Source organism: Microbulbifer variabilis, assembly GCF_052467165.1.
On sequence record NZ_CP174301.1, the window covers coordinates 3,390,818 to 3,414,003 of the forward strand.

26 protein-coding genes are annotated in these 23,186 nt (G+C 47.0%); 17 read left to right on the top strand and 9 right to left on the bottom strand.

The features are described 5' to 3' along the window. Positions 1-4 precede the first annotated feature (4 nt). The 3 genes from nagA to nagK are packed head-to-tail and all read right to left on the bottom strand — an operon-like array spanning position 5 to position 3,166. Positions 5-1,135 (bottom strand): N-acetylglucosamine-6-phosphate deacetylase, encoded by a 1,131-nt coding sequence (gene nagA, locus ACJJIP_RS15115; RefSeq protein WP_444945484.1) that lies wholly within the window; start codon positions 1,133-1,135, stop codon positions 5-7. 29 nt (positions 1,136-1,164) lie between these two features. Then, positions 1,165-2,163 (bottom strand): glucosamine-6-phosphate deaminase NagB-II, encoded by a 999-nt coding sequence (nagB-II, locus tag ACJJIP_RS15120; protein ID WP_444945485.1) that lies wholly within the window; start codon positions 2,161-2,163, stop codon positions 1,165-1,167. Between the two features lie 58 nt (positions 2,164-2,221). Next, positions 2,222-3,166 carry an N-acetylglucosamine kinase gene (gene nagK, locus ACJJIP_RS15125; RefSeq protein WP_444945486.1) on the bottom strand — a complete coding sequence of 315 codons (945 nt, stop codon included), beginning with the start codon at positions 3,164-3,166 and terminating at the stop codon, positions 2,222-2,224. Between the two features lie 1,166 nt (positions 3,167-4,332). Here nagK and ACJJIP_RS15130 point away from each other — a divergent pair. After that, entirely contained in the window at positions 4,333-4,674 is a 342-nt protein-coding gene (locus ACJJIP_RS15130; protein ID WP_444945487.1) for a hypothetical protein, read from the top strand. A gap of 286 nt (positions 4,675-4,960) precedes the next feature. Here ACJJIP_RS15130 and ACJJIP_RS15135 read toward each other — a convergent pair whose 3' ends face one another. Then, entirely contained in the window at positions 4,961-5,086 is a 126-nt protein-coding gene (locus ACJJIP_RS15135) for a hypothetical protein (protein WP_353376765.1), read from the bottom strand. Between the two features lie 41 nt (positions 5,087-5,127). Here ACJJIP_RS15135 and ACJJIP_RS15140 point away from each other — a divergent pair, with 41 nt between their 5' ends. The 11 genes from ACJJIP_RS15140 to ACJJIP_RS15190 all read left to right on the top strand — a co-directional run bounded on the left by ACJJIP_RS15140 (position 5,128) and on the right by ACJJIP_RS15190 (position 11,412). Continuing rightward, positions 5,128-5,454 carry a hypothetical protein gene (locus ACJJIP_RS15140; protein ID WP_444945488.1) on the top strand — a complete coding sequence of 109 codons (327 nt, stop codon included), beginning with the start codon at positions 5,128-5,130 and terminating at the stop codon, positions 5,452-5,454. A 42-nt stretch (positions 5,455-5,496) separates the two neighbouring features. Continuing rightward, entirely contained in the window at positions 5,497-5,766 is a 270-nt protein-coding gene (locus ACJJIP_RS15145) for a hypothetical protein (protein WP_353376767.1), read from the top strand. A gap of 98 nt (positions 5,767-5,864) precedes the next feature. Continuing rightward, positions 5,865-6,203, top strand: coding sequence for a hypothetical protein (locus tag ACJJIP_RS15150; protein WP_444945489.1), 339 nt, complete (start codon positions 5,865-5,867; stop codon positions 6,201-6,203). Positions 6,204-6,241: 38 nt separating this feature from the next. Further along, the gene (locus ACJJIP_RS15155) at positions 6,242-6,637 is read left to right on the top strand and encodes a hypothetical protein (protein WP_444945490.1); all 396 of its coding nucleotides are present in this window, start codon (positions 6,242-6,244) and stop codon (positions 6,635-6,637) included. Between the two features lie 112 nt (positions 6,638-6,749). Next, a complete protein-coding gene (locus ACJJIP_RS15160) occupies positions 6,750-7,262 on the top strand; it encodes an HAD family hydrolase (protein WP_444945491.1) in 513 nt (170 codons plus the stop codon). A gap of 74 nt (positions 7,263-7,336) precedes the next feature. Next, the gene (locus ACJJIP_RS15165) at positions 7,337-7,879 is read left to right on the top strand and encodes a hypothetical protein (RefSeq protein ID WP_353376771.1); all 543 of its coding nucleotides are present in this window, start codon (positions 7,337-7,339) and stop codon (positions 7,877-7,879) included. A gap of 67 nt (positions 7,880-7,946) precedes the next feature. Next, complete coding sequence (locus ACJJIP_RS15170) at positions 7,947-8,279, top strand: hypothetical protein (RefSeq protein WP_157533385.1); 333 nt, start codon at positions 7,947-7,949, stop codon at positions 8,277-8,279. A gap of 48 nt (positions 8,280-8,327) precedes the next feature. Continuing rightward, the gene (locus tag ACJJIP_RS15175) at positions 8,328-8,738 is read left to right on the top strand and encodes a hypothetical protein (RefSeq protein ID WP_444945492.1); all 411 of its coding nucleotides are present in this window, start codon (positions 8,328-8,330) and stop codon (positions 8,736-8,738) included. A gap of 361 nt (positions 8,739-9,099) precedes the next feature. After that, positions 9,100-9,498: a hypothetical protein gene (locus ACJJIP_RS15180; protein ID WP_444945493.1), complete on the top strand. Its 399-nt coding sequence runs from the start codon at positions 9,100-9,102 to the stop codon at positions 9,496-9,498. Between the two features lie 715 nt (positions 9,499-10,213). Beyond that, on the top strand, positions 10,214-10,813 hold the full coding sequence (locus tag ACJJIP_RS15185; protein WP_020412332.1) for a hypothetical protein: 600 nt from the start codon (positions 10,214-10,216) through the stop codon (positions 10,811-10,813). Between the two features lie 95 nt (positions 10,814-10,908). Continuing rightward, complete coding sequence (locus ACJJIP_RS15190; RefSeq protein ID WP_353376776.1) at positions 10,909-11,412, top strand: GNAT family N-acetyltransferase; 504 nt, start codon at positions 10,909-10,911, stop codon at positions 11,410-11,412. Between the two features lie 440 nt (positions 11,413-11,852). Here ACJJIP_RS15190 and ACJJIP_RS15195 read toward each other — a convergent pair whose 3' ends face one another. Further along, positions 11,853-12,014 (bottom strand): hypothetical protein, encoded by a 162-nt coding sequence (locus tag ACJJIP_RS15195; RefSeq protein WP_444945494.1) that lies wholly within the window; start codon positions 12,012-12,014, stop codon positions 11,853-11,855. Between the two features lie 406 nt (positions 12,015-12,420). Here ACJJIP_RS15195 and ACJJIP_RS15200 point away from each other — a divergent pair, with 406 nt between their 5' ends. After that, the gene (locus ACJJIP_RS15200) at positions 12,421-13,101 is read left to right on the top strand and encodes a DUF6629 family protein (RefSeq protein WP_444945495.1); all 681 of its coding nucleotides are present in this window, start codon (positions 12,421-12,423) and stop codon (positions 13,099-13,101) included. Between the two features lie 583 nt (positions 13,102-13,684). Then, entirely contained in the window at positions 13,685-14,791 is a 1,107-nt protein-coding gene (locus ACJJIP_RS15205; RefSeq protein WP_444945496.1) for an ABC transporter ATP-binding protein, read from the top strand. A 6-nt stretch (positions 14,792-14,797) separates the two neighbouring features. Here ACJJIP_RS15205 and ACJJIP_RS15210 read toward each other — a convergent pair whose 3' ends face one another. Together ACJJIP_RS15210 and ACJJIP_RS15215 are read right to left on the bottom strand one after the other, a co-directional pair. Next, the gene (locus ACJJIP_RS15210) at positions 14,798-16,483 is read right to left on the bottom strand and encodes an ABC transporter permease (protein WP_444945497.1); all 1,686 of its coding nucleotides are present in this window, start codon (positions 16,481-16,483) and stop codon (positions 14,798-14,800) included. Positions 16,484-16,604: 121 nt separating this feature from the next. After that, a complete protein-coding gene (locus tag ACJJIP_RS15215) occupies positions 16,605-17,636 on the bottom strand; it encodes a Fe(3+) ABC transporter substrate-binding protein (RefSeq protein WP_353376781.1) in 1,032 nt (343 codons plus the stop codon). 142 nt (positions 17,637-17,778) lie between these two features. On the opposite strand from ACJJIP_RS15215, the gene ACJJIP_RS15220 reads away from it, so the two are divergent. The 3 genes from ACJJIP_RS15220 to ACJJIP_RS15230 all read left to right on the top strand — a co-directional run bounded on the left by ACJJIP_RS15220 (position 17,779) and on the right by ACJJIP_RS15230 (position 20,248). Next, positions 17,779-18,210 carry a hypothetical protein gene (locus ACJJIP_RS15220; RefSeq protein ID WP_444945498.1) on the top strand — a complete coding sequence of 144 codons (432 nt, stop codon included), beginning with the start codon at positions 17,779-17,781 and terminating at the stop codon, positions 18,208-18,210. Between the two features lie 103 nt (positions 18,211-18,313). Further along, positions 18,314-18,580: a PepSY domain-containing protein gene (locus ACJJIP_RS15225; RefSeq protein ID WP_444902039.1), complete on the top strand. Its 267-nt coding sequence runs from the start codon at positions 18,314-18,316 to the stop codon at positions 18,578-18,580. Between the two features lie 222 nt (positions 18,581-18,802). Then, complete coding sequence (locus ACJJIP_RS15230; RefSeq protein WP_020412324.1) at positions 18,803-20,248, top strand: coniferyl aldehyde dehydrogenase; 1,446 nt, start codon at positions 18,803-18,805, stop codon at positions 20,246-20,248. 590 nt (positions 20,249-20,838) lie between these two features. Here the strand turns inward: ACJJIP_RS15230 and ACJJIP_RS15235 are convergent. Both ACJJIP_RS15235 and ACJJIP_RS15240 read right to left on the bottom strand, forming a co-directional pair. Continuing rightward, positions 20,839-21,837, bottom strand: coding sequence for an AraC family transcriptional regulator (locus ACJJIP_RS15235; protein ID WP_020412322.1), 999 nt, complete (start codon positions 21,835-21,837; stop codon positions 20,839-20,841). Positions 21,838-21,855: 18 nt separating this feature from the next. Continuing rightward, entirely contained in the window at positions 21,856-22,629 is a 774-nt protein-coding gene (locus tag ACJJIP_RS15240) for an SDR family NAD(P)-dependent oxidoreductase (RefSeq protein WP_444945499.1), read from the bottom strand. Between the last annotated feature and the right edge of the window lie 557 nt (positions 22,630-23,186).

Sequence of the window (23,186 nt, forward strand, 5' to 3'; positions counted from 1 at the left end):
AACTTCAAATGCTGTGAACCTCCCTGCCCGAAATCCAGGTCCTGCGTACTTGCAATTCGCTATCCAGTAAAATCATGTCTGCCGGCGCACCCACTGCCAGTCGGCCACCTTCCACGTTGAGGAACGTCGCCGGATAAAGGGAGGCCATTCTCAGCGCTTCCTCTAATGGCACATCACACCAGTCTCGAATATTTCGTACGGCACCGATCATATCGAGGTGAGAGCCTGCCAGCTCTCCGGTAGTCGAAGTCAGCTTGTCACCCTCGCGGGTCACCACGCGCTCAAACAAAGGGAAACTGGTCTCTTCACTACCGACTAGCGACATGGCATCTGTCACCAGCATCAATTTTCCCCGGGGCTTGGCCTTCAGAGCCAGGCGAATTGCATCCGCACAGACATGATGGCCATCAACAATCAGACCGCACCACGCATCGTCACGGATCAACGCCGTTCCGACCACACCCGGTTCCCGAGACTGGAACGGCGACATCGCGTTATACAGATGGGTAAATCCGCTCGCCCCCGCTTCCAATGCTGCAGTGGTTGTCGCCCCATCGGCATTTGAGTGCCCAAGACATATATGCACCCCCAGCGACACCAGTTTGCGGATATCCTCCGGCGCAACATTTTCAGGCGCCAGCGTTACGACTTTTACACCCAGGTCATCACGTGCATAAATATCCAGCTCTGCCTGGCTGAGGCCTCGAATAAAACGTGCCTCATGGGTACCCTTTTTCGGGGTACTGAGATGCGGCCCCTCAAAGTGCACACCGATAATGCCGGGTATTTTTTTACGCAAGGCTGTACTAATTGCATCCGCCGCGCGCTGCATGATTTCAACCTCATCAGTGATGAGTGTCGGCAACATACCCGTGGTACCAAAGCCGGCATGCGCACCGGCCATCTTCTGCAACGATGCCACCGTCGGCTCATTGTTGAACAATGCACCCCCACCACCATTGACCTGAACATCAATCAGGCCCGGCGCCAGGGTACCGGGCAAGCGCTCCGCGCCAGAAGCCGGCACGTCACCACCTATCGCAGCGACTCTGCCATCGGCATTGATTGAGACCGGGATATCATTGAGAACCCGCTCACCATCGAACAAACGCTCTGCCAGCAACACCTGAACCATGCGCAACCCCCCTGCTCTAGCGGTCGAACTCAGACCGTCCGGGTGACTTTTTTCAGACCTGCCGGCTCGTCCGGATTAATCCCACGGCTAACAGCGACATGCGCTACATCAATATAGAAACGCTGTAACAGAAGTAGCGGAGCAACCCGTGGGTGTATGCCTTTTGAAGGCACATGCAGATTAATCAGGGTGCCACCGCGACGGATAATATCTGCGATTTGTTCGCTATGGGTCTGATAGGATTCATCTTCAATCGGCACATTGATCACGGTCAGCTGCTGCTCAACCAGGGTTACCGGCCCATGTAAGAACTCCGCACTGGAAAAAGACTCTGCATGGATATTGCAGACTTCCTTCAGCTTCAGCGCCAGCTCGCAGGTAATGCCATAACCCGGTCCACGACCCAACACAACCAGATTTTTCACCGCAGCAAGATCTTCCGGGCGCAGTTGGGTCTCCGCGGAAACCACATCACGCAGCGCCTGCGGCAGTTCATCAACAGCCTTCAGCATCTCTTCGTCTTGCTTCCAGTTGGCTACCAACTGCAGCACCGCGGACAACGTCGCCAGATAGCTTTTGGTCGCTGCGACCGCTTTTTCCGGCCCGGCTTTCAACGGCACCATCAAATCGACAATATCTTTGATCGGGGCCGATTCGTCATTCACAAAAGCGACGGTATAGGCGCCGGCCTCTTTGGCCATCTTCGCCTGAGCCAGGATGTCAGGACTACGGCCCGACTGGGAAATAACGATGACTAAGGAATCTTCCAGTTTGAGCGTGCGCCCATAGACACTGGATACCGAGGGCGCTGCAGCAAAAGTCGGCGTACCTGTCTCGATTTCAATCAGATATTTGGTAAACACGCCTGCATGATCAGAGGATCCACGCCCCACGATCATGACAAACCGCGGCGGCTTGTTGCGCAGGCGTTCACCCAGCAGGGCCATTACCGCAGCATTACTCTGCAGCTGTTCTGCAATACAATCCGGGGCTTCACGGGCCTCGGTTTCCATAATCGTCATCGCCATGATCTGTCTCCCTTAACGACCTCAGCGGGAAAATTCAATTCCGTACCAATCTTTTTAATCATCCGAATACTGCTTTTCCATCAGCTTCGATAGCACCGGCACTGCCACTCGCCGCCTCGGCAACACATTGGCGAGCAAAATAAACACAGCCAAACTCTGGTGGATCCAGGGCTTCCGCCGCACGCTCCACAACATGCGGTGCCATCCACTGCTTCAGACGCGGTGCAACGCCGCCGATCAGGGAAAGCCGTGGAGCATTCATTTCAAATAATTTATCCGCAAGGTCACTGATGTAACTTGCACCATCACGCACGATCGCCAGCGCAACCGGATCACCAGCTTCCGCATATTCCACCACCGGCACTGCAAGGCGCGCATAATGACTGGAGGATTTTCCACCAATGCGCTCAAACACTTGCTGGGCATCGGCACTTTCCAGCGCTGACAGCAATTCATCTTTCAGTCGGGAATCTTCAGCGAGACCATCGAGGGCCAGAAACAAGTACTTGACCGCTTCCATCCCCATCCAGGCACCGCTGCCCTTATCGCCATGGGGAAACCCATGGCCGCCCAAAAGGCGAGCCTCACCATTGACCCAGGCGTAACCGCAAGAACCGGTACCGGCAATAATGACCGCCCCATCACCACCACGATGCGCACCAAGGCAGGCCGAGTGCTGATCAGTGGTGAGGAACATCTGTTTGAAGGGGTGCGCCCAGGCATCCATTTCATTGTAGAGGCTAGGCATATTAACGCCCGCAAGACCAACTCCGGCGACGAGTTCACCGAGCGCTTGGGGCGGAAGGCCTGCATCAGAAAGCGCAAGCTTGGCGGAGCGCACAATCGAATCTATTGTTTGCGCATAACCGTGGAGTGGATTCGCAGGGCCTGATATCCCTGTGCCCAACACCCGATTGTCACTGTTGAGGATTGAAGCACGGCACTTACTGCCGCCTCCATCGATACCGATATAAAGAATTTCCCTGTCTCCCAACGCAGCCATCAGAAACGGCCTCTAAGAATTTGTATTGTTATGTACTACATCCGGGCTTCCCAGTCCCCCGGAAGTAACGCCAGAAGAGCAATAAACGCTCCTGCGCTAACTATTTGTAGCCATACTACAAGATTGATGACAGCGTTGTCAGCAATTTTTAAAAATTTCCTGTCTGCATACCGCCGCCCCCCAAAGGTCAATTGGAACACCTTAACTGCAGGAAAGTGTTATTCCCTCCTAAGATGGACGCCCGTCACATTCGGCTCCCAAAAGGAGGTCAAGCTACTGTCCCGCTATGGCAATCTCTCCAACGCAGAGGCAGAACACGTGATCGAACCTGTTCCCCCTGCTCCCAGGGGAAATTACCTGCTTATTGAGCCCCAGCAGGCGCGACAAAACCATATTGCTACACGTTATACTAATAAATATGTATAGATATTACGCAGCTTTAACACTTAAACAAATCTAATAAAATTATTTCTGCACCTATATTTTTGGCTATTTACGCTTTGAAAAATTTCAGTCACACATAAAAATGGTCACTTAAATTAGAACCCTTCAGCGTTTTTCACGTTAGAACACAAAAAACAATAGTAGTATTGCTACTTGAAATATTTCCCACGCATCAATAGAAAAGATCTCTCAATAACCTAATTATCTTACAGACTTTTAAAATATTGCTGTGGGATCTTGGTCGGCATTCTATTCGTAGCAATAGTGTTATTTTCACCCATTATCTAAGTTAGAAGCCTTCTGGTACGGTAAACACTATTAGAAATAGGCTGCACCAGACTGTCGACCAGAGACTCTGGTTTAACAGTTAGCTTTGGGCAAATATCAACCGTAGTGACTTGAATTTGTTATTTTTGTATACACCTTATTGACTTTTCATGCTATCCATATCAAAGATCAAGAGCAGCCGCACATATCCACAGTAAAAAAATCGCTAACTTATTGATTTTGAATGATTTACGCCTGTGATCAAATGCAGCAAAATATCAGGATATAATTCAGTCGCGATATATCCACTAGATTAATTTTCCACCAGTGCTGGCTAACATACTGATTTATATACTTTTTTCTGGCTAGAGAAGCCTTCTACTCTTGGGGTATATTGACTGGTGATATAATGCAGCTGCTTTTGAATACACTGTTAACTGTTGTAAGAGACAAATGTGATATCTGATAAATTCAATAGAATTGAAAATCCAGACTGGGAGCCTGATGTTCTTGTGCAGATATGTCTTTCCGGTAAAGATATCATCGTAAAGAATGGATACCGACCTCATTACAGGGTTAAAGCCGACTACCTCACGACTACAATTCATTGGTTTATTGATGCGGGGATTGCGGAACCTAACAGGCGCACTCTAGCGTTTGTTAAATTCATCGCGCCAGAGGCATACCCAAAATGCCTAGAGACTGGTGCTCATCTGGAGGTTCGAGAAGGCTCAAGAGTAGTTGGCCATGCTGAGATACAGGAAATATATAATGAGCAATTACGCAAAGGCAGCTAACAATTACAGGCATGTTGCTACGGCCCTTCGGTCCTTCGCGGGACGGCCTACGTTGCGTTCTGGCCGCCCGTGCTGTGGTCGTTAAATTTGCGGTCGAGTGATTACGAAAAATCAAAAAGGAGAACGCATTGAAGTTGATAAAAAGGTGGGGGCTGACACTGCTATGTTTCTTTGTTGCAATTGCATGCTATGTATTTGGTATTCCGGCAGGCGGCGCAATTTTCCTGGTTCTAGGTATAATTTTTGAAGGCATATTTTGGATGCGACTTTTTAAGCGTAAATCTCACTAAGTATAGAGCTGCTTATAATGGGCACCGTGCCAATCAAACTTAACCAGGCGCTGCACCGGACGGTCAATGCTATGCACCTTTGTGCTGGCCGCTTCGCTCCCATTTTCGCGCAAGACGCGCATAAGGTAAGCCGCCCCAGCTGTGGACGTTAAATTCTTGAGTCATGCAGAAAGATATCGAGTATAGAGAAAAAGAATTCATGGTCTTACTCGAAGAAGAGTATGGCTATAAGCATTGGTTCTGGTTTCCTCAAATGACACCATTTGAATTGGAAGCATGGTGGAAAAAACTAGAGACAGTAGATCCCTATTTTATGACTCCTGAACCATTACCGGGTGATGTCATATTCGCAGAGGACATGGAACACTGGTATTCATTGCAAGAAAAAGGAAAGCACTATCAAGCGCACATACACTGTGACGACGATAGCTGGCTAATGAGATCGTTAGAAAAGTTTGTTTATCATATGGGCTATGAAGGCGAAAAATAACGAACTTAACAAGCGCAGGAAATCGGACAGGCTAAAGTGTCTATGCACCCAGAACTGAGAGATGCTCTTCAAAAACTAGCTACGGCAATTGGTTATGTATTTTTGCCGATAGCAATACCGGTTTTGGCTGTAATATATAAGTCTTGGCTGGTACTCATAGCCGGACTATTTTTATATGGCATATCTATTTATGCCATAGCTAAATATTCAGCCAGAGCCAGTGATAAGAAGGGCTTTAGCATTAAACAAGTAGCTTTTAGTTGTTTAGTTATTGTCGGCATAGTCCTGGCAAATTACTACTACAACACTTAACAAGTTGCTGTAGTATGTTGCGGCCCAAAAGACGGGCCTCCACGGGACGCGCAAAAAGTGCGCACCCCTAAGCAAGGCGTTAGCTTTACGAGTAGCCAATGAAGCATTGCATCATAGAAAGGGATGGGGGAAGGATATCGGTTGATGAATGGCGTGAAGTTGTGAGTGGAGAGCCGAACTTTCTAGTCACCGATAAACTGATTCAGCAAAACCCATTTACAAAAGAGTTTCTAGAAATTGAGATTCCGGGGTCTGGTTACTGGGTTCCAAGCTCTGTGAACTTAGAGCGATTTCCTTACGATGGGAAAGTTTGCTTTCATTTTACTGAGCATGGGGTTCGTTTTACTCAGTATGAAAATCCCTTTGACTCTGTGCTCACTGGTATTGCTAGGAAGCTAGGTGCGCGAGTTAAGCTCAAGAGCGTAGATCAAAGTTAACAATCACAGGCAGCGAGGCTTGGCGTTAGGCATAAATCATGGACCCATACAAAATTCCAGAATCAGATTTAAGTACAGATATGAAAGTGATGCCAAAAACAATATATTTTGCATTTGGGTTTATTGTGCTTAGCTTTATGATCTTTCTAATTGAAGAGCTGACCTATGCCTCGGAAGAAGGGCCCTACGATATATATAACTATCTATTTATCCCGGTTTGGGCCGGAATTCTATATTGGGTTTCAAGCTCAATCCGAACTAGAAGTGACAATCCGAAGAATACATTTCTAATTCTCGCATTATTGGTTGCAGGTATGAGTATTTATACCCCTTTAGAGGAGTATTCTATATACACGGGTATAGGGGAGGCAGTGTGTTTTCTTTTCGTGTTTCTACTGCTAAATGCAAAAGAGTCAAAGGAATGGTTTTCTTAAATGCCTAACAATACAATCAACGCCCGGCCGCAAGTGGCCTCGGACCTCAGTTCCGGCGCTTCGCGCCGGCACTGCGGCCCATTATCGTAGGCGTTATATTTATTAGGGAACTATGAGCAGGCAACTAGTTGTTCTTGACTTGGATGAAACACTAATTCACTCATGCCATGAATGGATTGGTAAGAAACCAAGTTTTTCTATATCAAATGCGATGGTGCATATAAGGCCCGGAGCCGAGAGACTCCTTGCAGAATTGTCCGAGCATTTCGTTTTAGCGGTTTGGACAGCGTCTTATGGCCTGTATACTCAGGATATCGTTAAAAGACTTTTTGGTGGTGTAGATAACCTAGAGTTTCTTTTGACTAGGGAAGATTGCGCTCAAATAACTGAAAATGACGGTTATGATGCGTTTGTCAAAGATACAAGAAAAATCGTTGAGCTAGGTTGGAGCTACGAAAATTTTATAGTCATTGATGATAAGCCACATCTGGTGAAGTCTGAATACAATAATGTGATTGAAGTTAAACCATACTACGGCAGTACCATTGATGAAGAGCTTTTCACTTTGGCAGATCAAATTGTGTCGCTAAAGGGTAGCAACCTAAAGAATGCGGCGAAAATATAATAAACGCGTGCATTTGACCTCCGATGCGCTGCGGCAAATGACGCGGGCGTTATGTTTACTAAGAACTATTTTTTATGCATCAAAAATTAGTTTTACTATTGCCTGCGTTGCTGGCAGGTTGCATCACCTCCATGGATATGGGCGAGGCCCCTGAAGCAATGCATTTAATCGGGCAGTGCTTCGAATTCAAGAAGAATGCATTCATTTACGAAGGGCGATGTGCTGACTTAACTGGATTTAATGAAAATAGCGAACTATGTAATAGTGTGCAGGCGGTAGGACAAGGTGGATTTCCGTCTAGCTGGACTGTTTATCTTGAAAATCGTGAAGCATTTGATAAAAAACAATTCGATAAGCTCCTATTTGAAAAACAGAGGACTATGCTATTTGAGGTTCCGTCAGGCACTCAGATTACCATCTCAAGAGTAGTTCACCATGGGTGGGGAACAATTGGGAGATATTGGGCTGTTCGGGGGAGCATAACCTCAGGTGGTACGGAAATGGAAATCGAACTACCATCTTTCTCCCTAGTCCACCCTAGCCCTTACTGGATAAATGGAAAAGAAGAAAATGTCCCAAAACCTGACGCTAAGTACCTAGTACCGTGCCAGCCATAAACATAACAATTGCGCAAGCGGGACAAGGTGCTGCGCCCTTCGCCCCTCCGCAAGGCGTTAGGTGATTATGAGTACAGAAGGAATAGCCTTAGTCAGCTACGTATTATTCTTGCTATCCAGTGTCGCTGGGTTAGGATTTGGAATCGCTGGTTTTTTCTATATCTTTGCAGCGAACAAGAACATGAGGGAAAATCGAAAATGGGGAGCGGCACTCCCATTTGCGGTCTTCATGCCTTCTTTGTTTACTGATCTAGGTAACAAAAATAGAGTAAATGCCCTTAGATGTATCGGCTGCTTTCTAGTGTGCGTAGCAATTGCAGGTGCAGCGGGTGTATGGAATCACTATTTATCGGCAAGTGAAAGTGGTACGCAAAGCTCTGCGCAAGCATCAATCACCTAACAAACGCAAGCAGGGTGCTACGGCCCTTCGGGCGTTATGAGTAATTTAATGAAGAACATACTATTTCTGTCACTGACTTTATTTTGTAGCGCGGCATTTGCAGAGAATAAGTCCGTTACAGTTTTTGATGGTGAGTTCAAAAAAATAAATGAGCTAACTCAGCCAAAAGACATTGAGGCCTTTTACTCATTGTGGCAAACCAAGGTTGCGTCTGACAAAAAGATACGAATGGATTGGTCAAAGGGCTTTAAAATAGATATATCTGGTGGCAATGATTCTGGGCATTGGCTGTATCGTGGCGGATGGTCAATGCCATTAGCTAAATCTGCATCAGTAGGTCTTTATCAAATACAAAACTATGAGCAATTCGAGTTGGTGCTAGGAATCACTCATAACAAGTCAATGGTGCATCGCCCAAGCAAGCTTGGGCTGGACTCACTAACGCTCGCCGCACATTGAGGCGTTAAATTTCATGAAAAAAATAGCTCTCCTAGTTGCTTTAGCAATTTACCTCCTGGGATATGTTGAGATCAGGCATAGTGACATTCTCGTACATGCGACTGGTTACAAATCAGAGGTAGGGACTGGTAAGAAGATATATCAGCATAGTGTGCGCAGAGGGGACTTTGTTGGTTCACTTCAGCCATTCGCTGCCGGGGTAGGACAAGTTGCAGTATGGGTATATGGCCCCCTGCGGTACATCGAGCTTCTTTATTGGCATGTTTCAGAGCCGATTGGCTCGGAGTGGCCTTATGGACGTTAAAAAATTTAATAATGCTGAGCACACGACAAGCGCGTGTCAGCAACGTTAAGCATAAGTATGAACAAATATCTTTGGGTTCTGATAGCGTTTATTTTCTTACTATCGATTTACAATTGGTACGAAGAAGGCTATTTCAGCTTTTGGGGCTTTTGCGTAGCTAACCTTGGTGCTGTAGCTGCGCCAATATTGGCCAATCTGATCTTACAAGGTGTTTCTAAATTTTCCAGTTTTCCCCAGCTACCTTTCAAGCTTGTAGCTATCTTTTCTGTAGCCTTAAGCATGGTTGCTTATACCTACTACACCTTGAACGGTCGCGCTGAAAACTCAGACACATCAGCGACACAAATACATGTTATCGTCGCACCAATAGTGCTCTTGCTTTTCACTCTAGCTGCAGAGTTAATGGCCTTGGTGATATGCAGTATGTTAAAACTTGCAGAGCGAAAAAATGCTTAAAAAATACAGGCAGGTTGCTCCGGCCCTTCGCCTTCGGGCCTGCGCGGGGCGGCCTACACTACATTTCTGCCGCTCCTGCTGTGGGCGTTATTGATAAGAGCATGGTAGCTATAAGTGTTTAAATGGCGAGAAAAGCAGTAAAAGGGCTTGGAAAGAACTAGAAGGATTGGAAGAGGAAAATTCACAAGGAATTTTACTTTTTTGTATGGCACTTTTATGTTTATTTACATGCCTCTCTATTCTCATATAGATAGACGGGTTTCAGAGTACCGTCTCTAGCAGAAATCTAGATGGTGAGAAGCATCATCGTCAATGCTATTCGGGCTCAAAGTTCGAATTATGCCTAGTGAGTGCCTGTCACGTTCCTACTTGCTATCGGTCTTTATGAACCGGCTCTGCAACGAACTGTGGTAAACAAAGCCTTCGGTAGCTGCCGAAGGTGGATCTCAATTTACCCATTAGAGAAAAGGATTTTCAACATCAGAATCGGGCAAGAACAACCAAACAAGGGCAGACAACGGACCTCAGGTAACTGTCACCTTTTTTGCTGAGCACAAAAAGCGCCAGTTACTTCCGGTGGGTGATGGCGGCGTGAGACGGAACCTGATGAATTGGACTAATCGGCCACCAGCTAATAACTTTAGACGGATTGTATTGGAACGATAGTTACACCTAAAAGCAAAAGTCGGGCATAGAAAATACGAGGCATGTAATTATGAATTTTACTAATAAACAAACTGTCCAAATCACATCATATCTGCTGTTGGTACTGGCGCTTACGCAGACAGTTTATACTGCTCTCTACATTGCTGAGATTAACGCCCCGCGGCAAATTCTCTGGGGGCTCGAAGCCTTACTCTTCACTATTCTCTCAGCATTTGCCGGAGCCGCAATGGTGCAAGCTAGTAACTATCAAGTTGGATGGTCCGCCATTGCGTTCAGCGCAGTACTGAATGTAGTCCAGGTTAGCATTGGTCTTACCATGTTCGGACCATTTCGCGAAGCCGCTAGTCAACTTGACGTGCTTGGAACTACGGCGGGAGCAGTTGTAGCCTTGTCCTTCATGATCTATTACGCAGCAAAGCTCTTGTTAGGCTTTGCTGCACTCATTTTTGGAATAGCCAAAATGCATGGGAATAGCAAGGCATTGGGAGGTGTGACTGCATTAGTTGGCGCTGTTGCCATATTCGCTAATGCAATTTTGATTGCGTTTGGACGAGATGCCTTTTTGCCCTCTGCTATTGCTGGAGGATCGGGCGTTATTGCAACCTTGCTTTTAGCGCTCTGTCTGATTAACTTTGTGCGCGAAAACTAATGTGCGATATTTACTCTAACAAGTTTAGGCAACGGATCAAAAATCCTGGCGCCTTTTCGGCCCGCTGCTAAAGGCGTTAAACTGAAGGGAAAAGTATGATACCAATAATAGAGACCGAAAGGCTCAGATTAGTTCCGCCAAGCGAAGAGTGCTTTGAAGTATATGAGGAATTTTATACAGATAAAGAAGCATCAAAAATGTATGGCGGGCCTATTAAAAAAGAACAAGTTTGGTCTAGATTGAAAGCCGATCTAGGATCATGGCATTTACTTGGCTTTGGTGTTTGGGCCATCCAATTAAAATCAGATAATAGCTATATTGGAACGTGTGGTTTTTGGCAGGGTAAAGACTGGCCTAGAGAACTTACTTGGTGGGTAACACCTGAAGGGCGAGGAAAAGGTATAGCTACAGAAGCATCTAATGCAGCTTTGTTGCACGCTTATAATGAGTTCAAATGGAATATAGTAGAAACCTATATGGATGATGAGAATATTGCTGCACGTGCCCTAGTAGAAAGGCTAGGTGGAAAAAAAACTAGGCGGGTACAGTTTAATGACGGTTTGAGTAGAGATATCTACGCATTACCTAAACCAGCCTAAAAAACCAATTAATCCGATCTCTATACGCTACGCCTCTTTTTTCACCTTATTAGAGTGTTGAAAGTCATCTATAAATAACCTAAATATCAAGATGACTTTTCTAATTTTATTGTTGTCGGCTATTTCCGTGGCATGCAACTAAGTTACTTGGGGTTACCAAAGTACAAAACGAGGCCATTTTGAACGCTCTAGTCGTTCGAGTATGACCAGTAATCCGGGAAAACTGTGACTCGAATGGCAGTGAGTGTCCGCCTTTACCACAACATCCAAAATGAGCCGTAAATTCACGATCCTATAAGTGTGACAAGGACGCCCAGGTTTATGGGGTTATCAACTTTGACTGCCGGTTCTTGTTTACCGCGGGTAGGTTTAACCGTGGTATCCACGTCTAAAATCCAAGTTGTCGTTGATAGGAGACGATAACCCTCAAGTAAATGTTGCTACAACAAATCTTTATCGAGCTTTTCTGCCAGTTTGAGCAAGACGCGACGGACTGAGCCATCGCTAACCACATTAGTCATACTCAATAGCTCCGTTGTCGCGGGATCAGTGGCGATCCAAGCTAAACGCGCGTAACGTGTTTGACCAGATAGTACCGACATACCCCAAATACATTTAATTTAGTGGGAGCATTATTACCTTAATATGCAACGGGCGATCCTCAATTCAAGGGTCAAAACGGTGGCCAGCGTTTATAACTGAATAAAGAACGACTACTGACCGAGCGGCATCGCATTGGCTTGTTGCCCTCATGCGACATAGACTTTGTCTGTATAAGTATCGATTTCCGTGGGCAATTTTGATGCATCTTTGTTGATGTTTTCAGATTCACTCACTGGAAGAATTGAAAGCACTGAACTTGATATAGTCTTCACAGATCAACTCCAAAGTTTAGTACAAATTAGCGAAGTTATACTGATTTTCCAGGTTAAGGCTATTGTTATGTTGTACATTAAGTCATAAGACCCTGGCTTAAAATACATTATTCTACATATAGAGAATATCCTTATGTGTTTTTCAGCCACAGCATCATTCGGATCAGCAGCGCTGCTTCTTGTCGGCGGGACTTTGTGTATAAGACACGCTATAAAAAATGATAAAACCTATTTGTTGCTCGCGATTACCCCTATTCTTTTTGCGCTACAACAAGTGAGTGAAGGCGTGGTATGGATTGGACACAACGGAAACTTAACCTCACTGACAACAGCATCTTCTATTTTCTTTTTATTTTTTGCTCTACTTTTTTGGCTTGCCTGGATACCAATCGTAGCCTTTAGCCTTGAAACAAAAAGATGGAAAAGGATTTTTTTTATTATATTAATTATGATAGGTTTTATTTTTGGCTTATACCTTTGGATACCTGTCTTATTAGAAACAGGGCCAAGACACTTAATAAAAACGAGTGTATGTGGGCATAGCCTATGTTATATCATGTCCGATGACAGCTTATTCTCCATTACAGCAGGACATATTATTTATTCTTCACTTGGTTTCTTATTTCTATTATCGAGCAATCGAATTTTTAGAAAGTTTTGGGCACTTGTCATGCTACTCGGTGTTATCGTCTACTTTACTCAGCGTGAAACATGGGTATCAACCTGGTGTTTCTTTGCTGCAATATCGACCTTATGGATTTACTTTCTATTAATAAATGATCATAAAGCAAAGATTAAAAAACAAGCTTCATGACTATAGTGGCAAAGTTAATTTGGCCACAGCGCTAAAGGTAGAACTTACCCACGTTTAGTAGATACCTTGTATAGTTAGGTTTCGGCCTAAAACGGAAGTGTGGCATAGACCAGAGGAAAACTCAGGTGTATACGGAGCTTTGATTAGCCTCTTCAAAAAGTTTTACTCCAGTTTTCCTCACTTCAAAAGCGAATTCCAATCATCACATCGACCTCAGTATTGATGAGCGTCCAGTGAAGATATCCCTCCCTGAAAAATTCAATGTAAGTGATGTATTATTATCTCCGCTCGAAATCACTTGTAGCCCAATACACGACTAAATACCTAGGCTGATGGTATAATCTGAATTGGACCAGCTTATTTTACAATTAGATGTCGATACTATTCAGCTGATCACTATGATTATGGAGTAGGCGAAATCTCAATATCCTTGAGAATGGATATATTAGCGTATGAGGTTTATGTTGAGTGTTTAAACAACCTGCCTGCTTAAAAAACACCCAACTCTACTCCGATCAAAAGAAGCGTCCGCTGTACAGCTAAAAGCATGCTTCACACTAGACTGGTTGGTTTAGTGGTAAGTATGATCAGCAACTACACTCGAAAGCTGCCCGAAGTGTTTAAAAGCCAAACTACCGGAAAACCTGTGCACCCCATACTCTCTATAGAAAACCTGCAGTGCTGCTACGGCGAGCAGGTGGTTATCGAATCAGTCTCGTTTGCTTTGCAGGCAGGGGAAATTGCCTGTTTATTGGGCCCCAGCGGCTGTGGCAAAACGACGCTGCTGCACGCCATTGCAGGTTTTCAGCCGGTTACTGAAGGGAGAATCCAGCTCTCAAAGGAGGTGATTTCCTCCCCTGAGATGCAGGTTCCAGCAGAGCAGCGGAAAATAGGGGTGGTATTTCAGGACTACGCCCTCTTCCCACATCTTACCGTTGAGCAGAATATTGCCTTCGGTATCCAGTCGATGCCAAAAAACAAGCGACAATCCCGTACTCAGTCGTTACTACGGTTAGTGCGCCTCGAAGGCTTCGGGCAACAGTACCCGCACCAACTATCCGGCGGACAGCAGCAGCGTGTCGCTCTGGCTCGAGCGCTGGCACCACGCCCCAAGTTGTTGCTTCTGGATGAACCCTTCTCCAATCTGGATACCGAGTTGCGCCGAAGTCTCGCCGCCGAAGTCCGCCATATACTACGTGAGGAAAAAATCCCCGCGATTATTGTTACCCACGACCGCCACGAGGCCTTTATTGCTGGAGACAAGCTGGGAGTACTCAGCCAAGGTCAATTACAGCAGTGGGACAGCCCACAGGATACTTATCAGAAGCCGAGGAATTTGGCGGTTGCGAGAATCGTCAGTGAAGGAAATATCATTTCCGGTACTGTTGTGGGCAATGACCTGATCAGCACCCCTCTGGGGGAAGTAAAGGTGCCGACAGCTGCGTACGAAAGTGGAGATCAGCTCGAGCTGTTTGTGCGCAGTGAGGATATTGCCGCAGGCGAACATCCCGGTGCTGTGATGGCTCAGGTTTTGGAAAAGAATTTTCTCGGTAACCAGGTAAGCTATCGCTTCCAGCTGGCCGCAGGGGATACTATCGAGGCCGCTTTGAAGGCAGATATTCAAGCGGCACCGGGCGATAAACTTCCCCTGCACCTCTCCTCTGCACTGGTGTTTGACCAAGCCCAATAGAAGCTATCAGGACAAGGCGGGCGTTTCAGAGCTCGCCAGGGCTGTGCGCTCCTCACCTCTACGCCAACCAATGGAACGACTCAGCATAATCACCGGAATTAATCCCACCAGGACAATCAATAAAGCCCCCATGGCCGAGCGTTCCAACATCTCATCGGAAGCAAATTGATAAACATAGGTCGCCAGGGTGTCAAAGCCGAAGGGGCGCAGTAGCAAAGTCGCCGGCAGTTCTTTCATACAATCCACAAAGACCACCAAGCCGCCTGTGAGAAGGCCTGTACGCACCAAAGGTAAATGCACGGCCCACAGGGTTTGCCAGCTATTACGCCCCAAAGAGCGGGCAGCCCTATCCATTGATGGGGTTACCTTCTCCAGACTGGATTCTATGGCCCCCGTGGATACGGCCAGGAAGCGCACCGTGTAGGCAAAAATAATGGCAAAAATACTACCGCTTAACAGTAGCCCTATGGAGATATCGAAGTGCTCACGTAAAAAAGCGTCGACGGCATTATCAAATGCAGCCAGTGGAATCAGGACACCAATCGCCAATACCGCCCCTGGCATTGCATAACCCAGCTTGGAAAAGCCGACTAAAAGCTTCACGGGCCCTTTGGGTTGCAACCGCTTACCGTAAGCCAACAGCAAGCCCAGCAATACAGAGACCAATGCGGCTGCGATAGACAGTAACAAGCTATTGCTGGCGATCTGTATAAAATCTTCGCTCCAATAGCTGGAGAAGTTACTAAGTGCGTACCCTCCCAAAACCAGCAGGGGAATAATAAAACCCGCCACCAGCAGTAACCCGCAGAACAACAGGGCTACGCCGGCTCGCCAACCGCGCAATACATAGCGTTCACGTTGGGAATTTGGTGACTGTACAAAGTGCTTCTGTCTCGCCCGCCCCATTCGCTCCAGCGTAATTAACAGAACAACAAAAATCAGAGTGCTACAGGCAATTTGTGCTGCGCCCCCTAAATTTCCGTGGCTCAGCCAGGTATCGTAAATCCCGACACTCAAGGTGCGCACGGCAAAGAAGTCGACAGTGCCGAAGTCATTCAGGGTTTCCATCAACACCAGTGATAAACCCACTGCAATTGCCGGGCGTGCCATTGGCAGGGATACTCTCAGAAAGCTCTGCCAGGGCGTACAGCCCAATGACCGGCTCGCCGCACGTATACTGCCGCACTGCTCAATAAATGCCGCGCGTGCGAGCATATACACATAGGGGAAGAGCACCAGTGACAGCATGGCAATCGCCCCACCCATACTGCGGATTTCGGGGAACCAGTAATCCCTGGCCGTCTGCCAGCCAAACCAGACGCGCAAGGACTTTTGCACAGGGCCCGCATACTCCAGCAAATCCGTATAGACGTAGGCAATCACATAGGCGGGAACAGCAAACGGCAGTAACAGCCCCCATTCGAACAAACGGCGTCCGGGGAACTGGCACATGCTCACCAGCCAGGCACTGCCCACGCCTGCCATCAGCGTTACCAAACCGACACCACCAGCCAGAATCAATGTGGAGGACACATAGTGGAGCAGCACCGTGTCTAACAGGTGCGGCCAGATATTCTCTTCAGGGAAAAATGCCAACCAAAAGATGGATAACACTGGCAGGGCCACTAGTAGGGAAATAGTAGCTATCAGTAGCAGCCAGCGGGAAGCTGATAAATTCGCTCGGTTTAGCATGGATTAAGGAATCAAAAGCTCATTATAAAAGAACGGCCCTGGTCTCTCGACAGGGCCGTTCGAATAAGGCTGAGATAGTGCTGCCAATATGCCAGGCAGCAATTCCCATTAGTTGACCATTCTAAAAGTCAAAGCGCACTTCATCAACCATACGGGAAGCCGCCGGAACGTAGGAACCGATTTCCGTGAGGCTCAGATCGTCTTCCTTGAATTCACCCATATATTCCTTAATCAACCCAGACCGGGCAGTGCCGGGGCGCACCGGGAACTCAAAGTTTTTCTCAGCGTAAGTGTATTGAGCATCGGCGCCACTGAGGAATTCCAGCAGCTTAACGGCATTTTCACGGTTGGGGGCATGCTTGGTCAGCGCCGCACCGGAAATAAACATATGGGTGCCGCGATCCTTCTGGTTAGGGAAGACCAGGTTGACTGACTTGGCCCAATCCACCTGCTCCGGCTGCTCCTTATTGGTAATCATTTTGCCGAAGTAGTAGCTATTACCCAGGGAAAGGTCGCAGACACCCTCGCTGATCGCTTTTACCTGAGCCCGGTCATTGCCTTGGGGCTTACGTGCCAGGTTCGCTTTCACGCCTTGCAGCCACTGCTTGGTTTCTGCTTCACCGTGATGGGCGATCATGGAGGCGATCAGGGACAGGGTATAGGGGTGCTTGCCGCTGCGAGTACAGATTCGCCCCTTCCATTTAGGGTCTACCAGCTCTTCATAGCGAGTAATTTCACCGGGCTTAACACGGTCTTTGGAAGCGTAAATCAAACGCGCCCGGGTGGTCAGACCGAACCAGTTGCCGGCCTCATCGCGGAATTGTGCCGGGATATTGTCTTTCAGGACTTCACTGTTTACTGGTTGGGTCAACTGCTTGTTAAGCAGGTCCATCAGGCTACTGGTATTGGAGGTGAGCACCAGATCGGCGGGGCTGTTGCGCCCTTCCCTTTGCAGTCGCTCGTTCAAGCCTTTGCTCGCGTAGACCACTTTGGTCTCAATACCGGTTTTCTCGGTGAATTCTTCCAGTATCGGCTCAATCAGAAAGGGCTGGCGGTAAGAGTAAATATTGACTTGCTCAGCGGCATTGGCACCAATGGCACCAATCAAACCAATAGTTGCAATCGCTTTTTGAAATAGAGATCTGGTAAACATGGGAGTCCTATCACCCTCGGGATAACTTGAGAAGCATTCTCATTTGGATGAATGTTAATGTCAACCTGGAACCTCTGTAACCGGCAAAGTCGCAAAATCCCTCCTATGCTTAGGAGCAAATCAGTCACCCTTTTGAGTTTTCATGGTCCGCTTTGCTCCCCTACTCGTCTTGATGCTTGTCATTCACGGCTGTGAGCGTCAGTCCGATAGCCACAGATCTCCCGAGCCCGACACCCCTGCCCCTGACGGGACTGCCAGAGAAGCCATGAAAGAGCCAGTCGCACCGCCCACGCCTATAGGGAACACTCCAGCACCACCAACAGAACACAGTATGAACGCAAGGGATTGCACCCCAGAGTGGTTCGCTTGGGCGCAGCAACAAATCATCTCCAGACAAAGTGCCGATATAGCAAAACTATACCCATCCGGCCTGCCTCCAGTTGGCAGTAAAGAATGGTTTACTGCAGTAACCATATTGACAGGTGGCAGCTTTCCCGGAATAGAACCAGGAAGTCCCGAGTGGTGTGAGCAGATCCAAAAGCGCCTTACTCAAGGAGGTAGCCAGGGCCCATAAAGAGCCAGAAAACCGCTTCTACCGCCGTTCCTCTGGGGAGAGGAGCGGGGTCAATTTATTCCGCTAATAGCGGTCAATCAACTACAAGCGAGGTAGTACAACCATGAAGACCACCTACCAGCTATTACTAGCGAGTATCGCTGCGGTCGCTCTCCATCCCGCTCTTGCCGATGAGAAACCCCCTCCTGGTGCTATGGCTCTATCCACTGTTCTGACAAAACTCGAACAACAAGGCTTTACTCCCATTGTCGAAGTAGACTTGGACAATGGGCGCTGGAAAATTGAGGCCTATAAAGGAGACCAGAAACACGACTTGGAAGTAGATCCTAATTCTGCAGAAGTTTTGTCTGACAAACCTGACAACAATTAAGCGGTCGCCTTTACAAAGAAGTGCTGACCCTCGAATTACGAGGATCCTACTTAACGCCCCGCACACATTTATTGTGACGGGGCCAGCCCCCTAGCACTTCCGCCCTCAAAGTTGGAACGTGCGCTTTAATTACTATTTAGTCAATCTGCTGACGCGATTGGTCAATCTCCCAAACGATTATTCGGTTAATCTGGTCGAAGATAAACGCCATAGGATAATAAAATGACCATCCAGACCCTTACCCGGCAGGATGCAGACAAGGCGCTACTCCAGAGTCAGCTGGATAGCCAGCGTCGAGCCTATCACGCCAACCCAGTCCCCAGTTATCAGCAGCGAGTACAGGACCTGAAAACCCTGGCGCGAATGTTGAGGGAACAACAGGAGGCGATCATAGAAGCCATATGTTCAGACTATGGGAACCGCTCGAGGGAAGAAACCCTGCTCCTGGAGATTTACCCGGCACTTGCAGGTATCAAGGATGCGATAAAAAATCTCAAAAGGTGGATGAAACCTCGACGGCGCCATATTGACCTCAAGGCCTACCCGCTCTCAAAAAATACTGTGGTGCCCCAGCCTATTGGTGTAGTTGGAGTGATAGTGCCCTGGAACTTTCCCATTAACCTGAGCATTTCCCCATTGACCAATGTCTTTGCCGCAGGCAATCAGGCAATGGTCAAGATGTCCACAAACTCATGCCGGCTGGCCGAGCTGTTAATAGAGATCAGCCCCAAGTATTTTCCCCAGGAGAAGCTTTCTTTTATCGCCGACTATGGCGAAATAGGCCCACTATTCTCCAGCCTGAAATTTGATCACTTAATTTTTACTGGCTCAAGTACTACAGGCCGCGCTGTAATGCGCTCCGCTGCAGAAAACCTAACTCCAGTCACATTAGAGTTGGGAGGAAAATCGCCGGCTATCATCGCCCCTGATTTCCCGATTGAAAAAGCGGCAGAACGCCTGATCCACTGGAAATTAGTAAATGCCGGACAGATCTGCGTAAATGTAGATTACCTCTTCCTTCCAGAAAACCAGCTGGACAATTTTATTGCGCATGCGACACAGCTAATTAAGAAGCGCTTTCCAGATTGGCACAGCTCTGACTACACCTCCATTATTGATAGCAACGCCTACCAGCGCCTGTGGAAAACCCTGGACGATGCAGTCGACAAAGGAGCTAAGGTATATGACCTCAGTGGTGGGCAACTCAAGCGGGATGACAGCTTACGCAAGTTCCCACCACATATTCTGGTTAATATGAACGGTGATATGCTGGCGATGCAAAGGGAAATTTTTGGCCCGCTCCTGCCAATTATGACCTACTCAAGGCCCGAGGAAGTCATCGACTATATCAATGCCCGCCCAAGACCATTGGCAATATACCCATATACCTACGATAAAAATCTGCAAAACCGCTATATTGAGCGGATTATGTCCGGCGGTGTATCGATTAATAACTGTGTATTACATGTTGGACAACACGATATTCCATTTGGTGGTATAGGTGAGAGTGGAATGGGGCACTATCACGGCTATGAAGGGTTTCTCACTTTTTCAAAGTTACGCCCAATATTTCAGCAGGGCCCTGTTGACCTACTAAAACTTATGCGCCCTCCCTACGGGAATGTCACAAACAAAATCTTGAACGTAATGTTGAAGATGACCCGTTAACCGCAAGATACATTTGTAAAATTTTTAACCGCTAATTGATTTTATTGCCCCGGCAAAACTCATTGCCGGGGTATTTTTTTGGCAAGGAAACCCAAAAATACTCCCCTAAGCACTGGCGCTACGATCATCCCCTGTCCACACTAAGTATATGGCTTTTATGTAGTGTGGAGCCTCATGTGAGTTTTATTACAACCGTTGTGCTCGTGAGCAACTTGACCAATCCAATCCCCCCGGGGATAGACCCTAATAAACCAGCACCTATCTATGATAGCCCCGACCTTTACGGGGCGACCCCTTCGGTAATCGCACTTGATCCATCAACTATTAGGGCAAAACTCTACAGTCTAGGATTCAAACCTATAACCAGTATGCGGTTTGTTGGTGGTCGCTGGAAAATACAAGCCGTGTATCAAGGAGAACTAAGAGCTCTGGAAGTAAATCCAGATAACGGAATAATTTTTGCTGATCGTCCAGCCAGATAACAAATCCAGTAGATCTTTTATTTTTGATATTCTCGAATTGTGCATCGGTAAGACCTACAATCGAAAGAAAATCGACTAAATTTTATTACCAGAAATAACTTTAGTCGCCTAATCAATCGAATCCCGATATTGTAATGGTGTTATTCCTTTCCAACCTCGGTAGGCTCGAATAAATGAATTGGGCTCCTTAAACCCAAGCATAAAGGAGATCTCTCCCAAATGTAGGCTGGACCTGGCAAGATAGTGATCGGCCAAATTTGACCTGACTTCCTGTAACACTGTCTGAAAGGTTTGGTTCTCCTCCCCAAGTTTTCGCTGTAAAGTTCTTTTACTGATAGATAAACGCTCAGAGACAGATTCGATAGAACTCTCACCCGCTGGTAAGAGTTCTATCAATACAGAGCCTACCCGGTCTCCCATTGTTGCTTCGCGATCCAAGTCTTTTAACTGCTGACTTAATTTGCCCTCAAAAAAATCCCACATAGGCATATTGGCGGTCAGGAATGGCTTTTGCGCATCTTGCGCCGAGAAACAAATTCTTACCCGATCTGATTGCTTAATTGAGCAACCGAAAAACTCTCTATAAGGCGTTTGATCTTCTGGTAACTGTGGTAACGCCAATTCCAATGGCCGAATTTTCTCCCGGGTTCCCAACCGGGCCAGGCGGATATAGAAAATTAATTCGCTTAGCCCCAAAGCAGTAGGAATATTACCGTCACTTCCATAGCACTCTAAATTGAGCTTTGTGTATTCTTCGGTAATATCCAGGTGCAAATCCATGGGACCAATCAAGGGTTTATACTGCTGTATCCGCAATAGGGCTTGATTTAGGTTTGCACTACACAAACTCGCAAACACAGGGGGATCAAACGATTCAGCTGTAAGATGCTCCGCCAACAAGAGCGGTAGCGGCCTATCCTTTGAGGCCTGATCTATACCACACCAAAAGCGGAAGTACTCTATTGGAGTAAGTGTCACAGACTCTCGCTGCAATAGATCTGCAGGTAACCCGGCATAAGCCAGAGCCATGGCTGAGTCGATATTCATATCGTGTAACATCAGCTTCCAGCTGGGGGATACCAGAAATTTAGCTGCGCGCTTGGTCATTACCGGGTCTACTCGCAATCAAGATTTTTCCATCGTCTGGCGGGAAAATTTCAACACCATTTTACGGGGCAGTAATGGCATTATCCAATTCAGAAATACTTTAAGCCGCTTCTCATTAAAAGCAACCAAATCCCCACGTTCCATAGCCCCGTAACCACATTTTGCAACGGATTCTGCTGAACGGGCGTTCTTCCAGATATCTACTCCCTGAAGATCACCAGCCGCTACAAACCCAGTCGCAACAGCGCCCGGACACAAAGCGGTTACTGTTACACCTGTGCCCTTCAATTCTTCCGCCAAGGCTTGGCTAAAGGAAGTCACATAGGCTTTAGTTGCGTAGTAAACCGCCTGTAAAGGACCGGGTATAAAAGATGCCGTGGATGAAACATTAAGGATATGCCCACTATTGCGGGCAACCATGCCTTTGACATACAGGTGGGTGAGATTGGTTAGGGAAACCATATTCACCTGCATCATACCCTGCTCAGCTTCCAGATCTCGCTGATAGAAGAGACCGTGACCACCAAATCCCGCATTATTGATAAGGGTACCAACCTCCACACCCTCGCTTTGGGTTCGCTCAAAAATTCTCTGTGCGGACAAAGGGTCGGAAAGATCTTCAGTAATAACCATTGCCTGGATACCAAAATCCTTCTCCAGCTGCTGTTTGAGTGCTGAAAGCTTCCCCTCAGACCGAGCGACCAGAACCAGGTTGCCGCCCTTAGCCGCATGTATCCTGGCCAACTCAAGGCCAATACCACCTGAGGCTCCTGTAATAAGTGCCGTTTCCATTTAACTGTCTCCCAAGCGTTAATCTTGGAATCAGTATATAAGCTAAAGACGCCAACTAAGAATCCGATTGTGCCGGTTGACTATCCAAACATGCCATCGTCCAAAGGCATACCTTCACCCTACTCTAAGAGTTTCGCAGAAACGTCGAAACCAGCTCAAGATCTCGTTTCCCGTTCTGCGGACCTTGAAACTGCAACCCCAGGAATTCAGAAGGCGCTACTCTCGGTATAAACGGGATAATTTTCTCAAGTACCTATCAATAGCTGTGATCATTACCCTCGTACACTTCATTCATATTAAAATTCAGTGCAGTCAAGCTATCGTTATTCATGAGTTTTCGATGCTTTGACTTCCTGGTCTCACGTCTGTCTACTCTGGAGAGCAAGAACTACTACCTCAATTGAGTCATTTGCTGTAACTCCGTGAACCAAAGCTTTTTAACAGCCTCTAAATTTCCCGATAGATTACAGGTCATTTTTAATGCACTGTTTACACCAAGGTGAGCTTAACCAAAAGGGTATTCTATCAATAACTGATCCACATAGCATTGATATTAC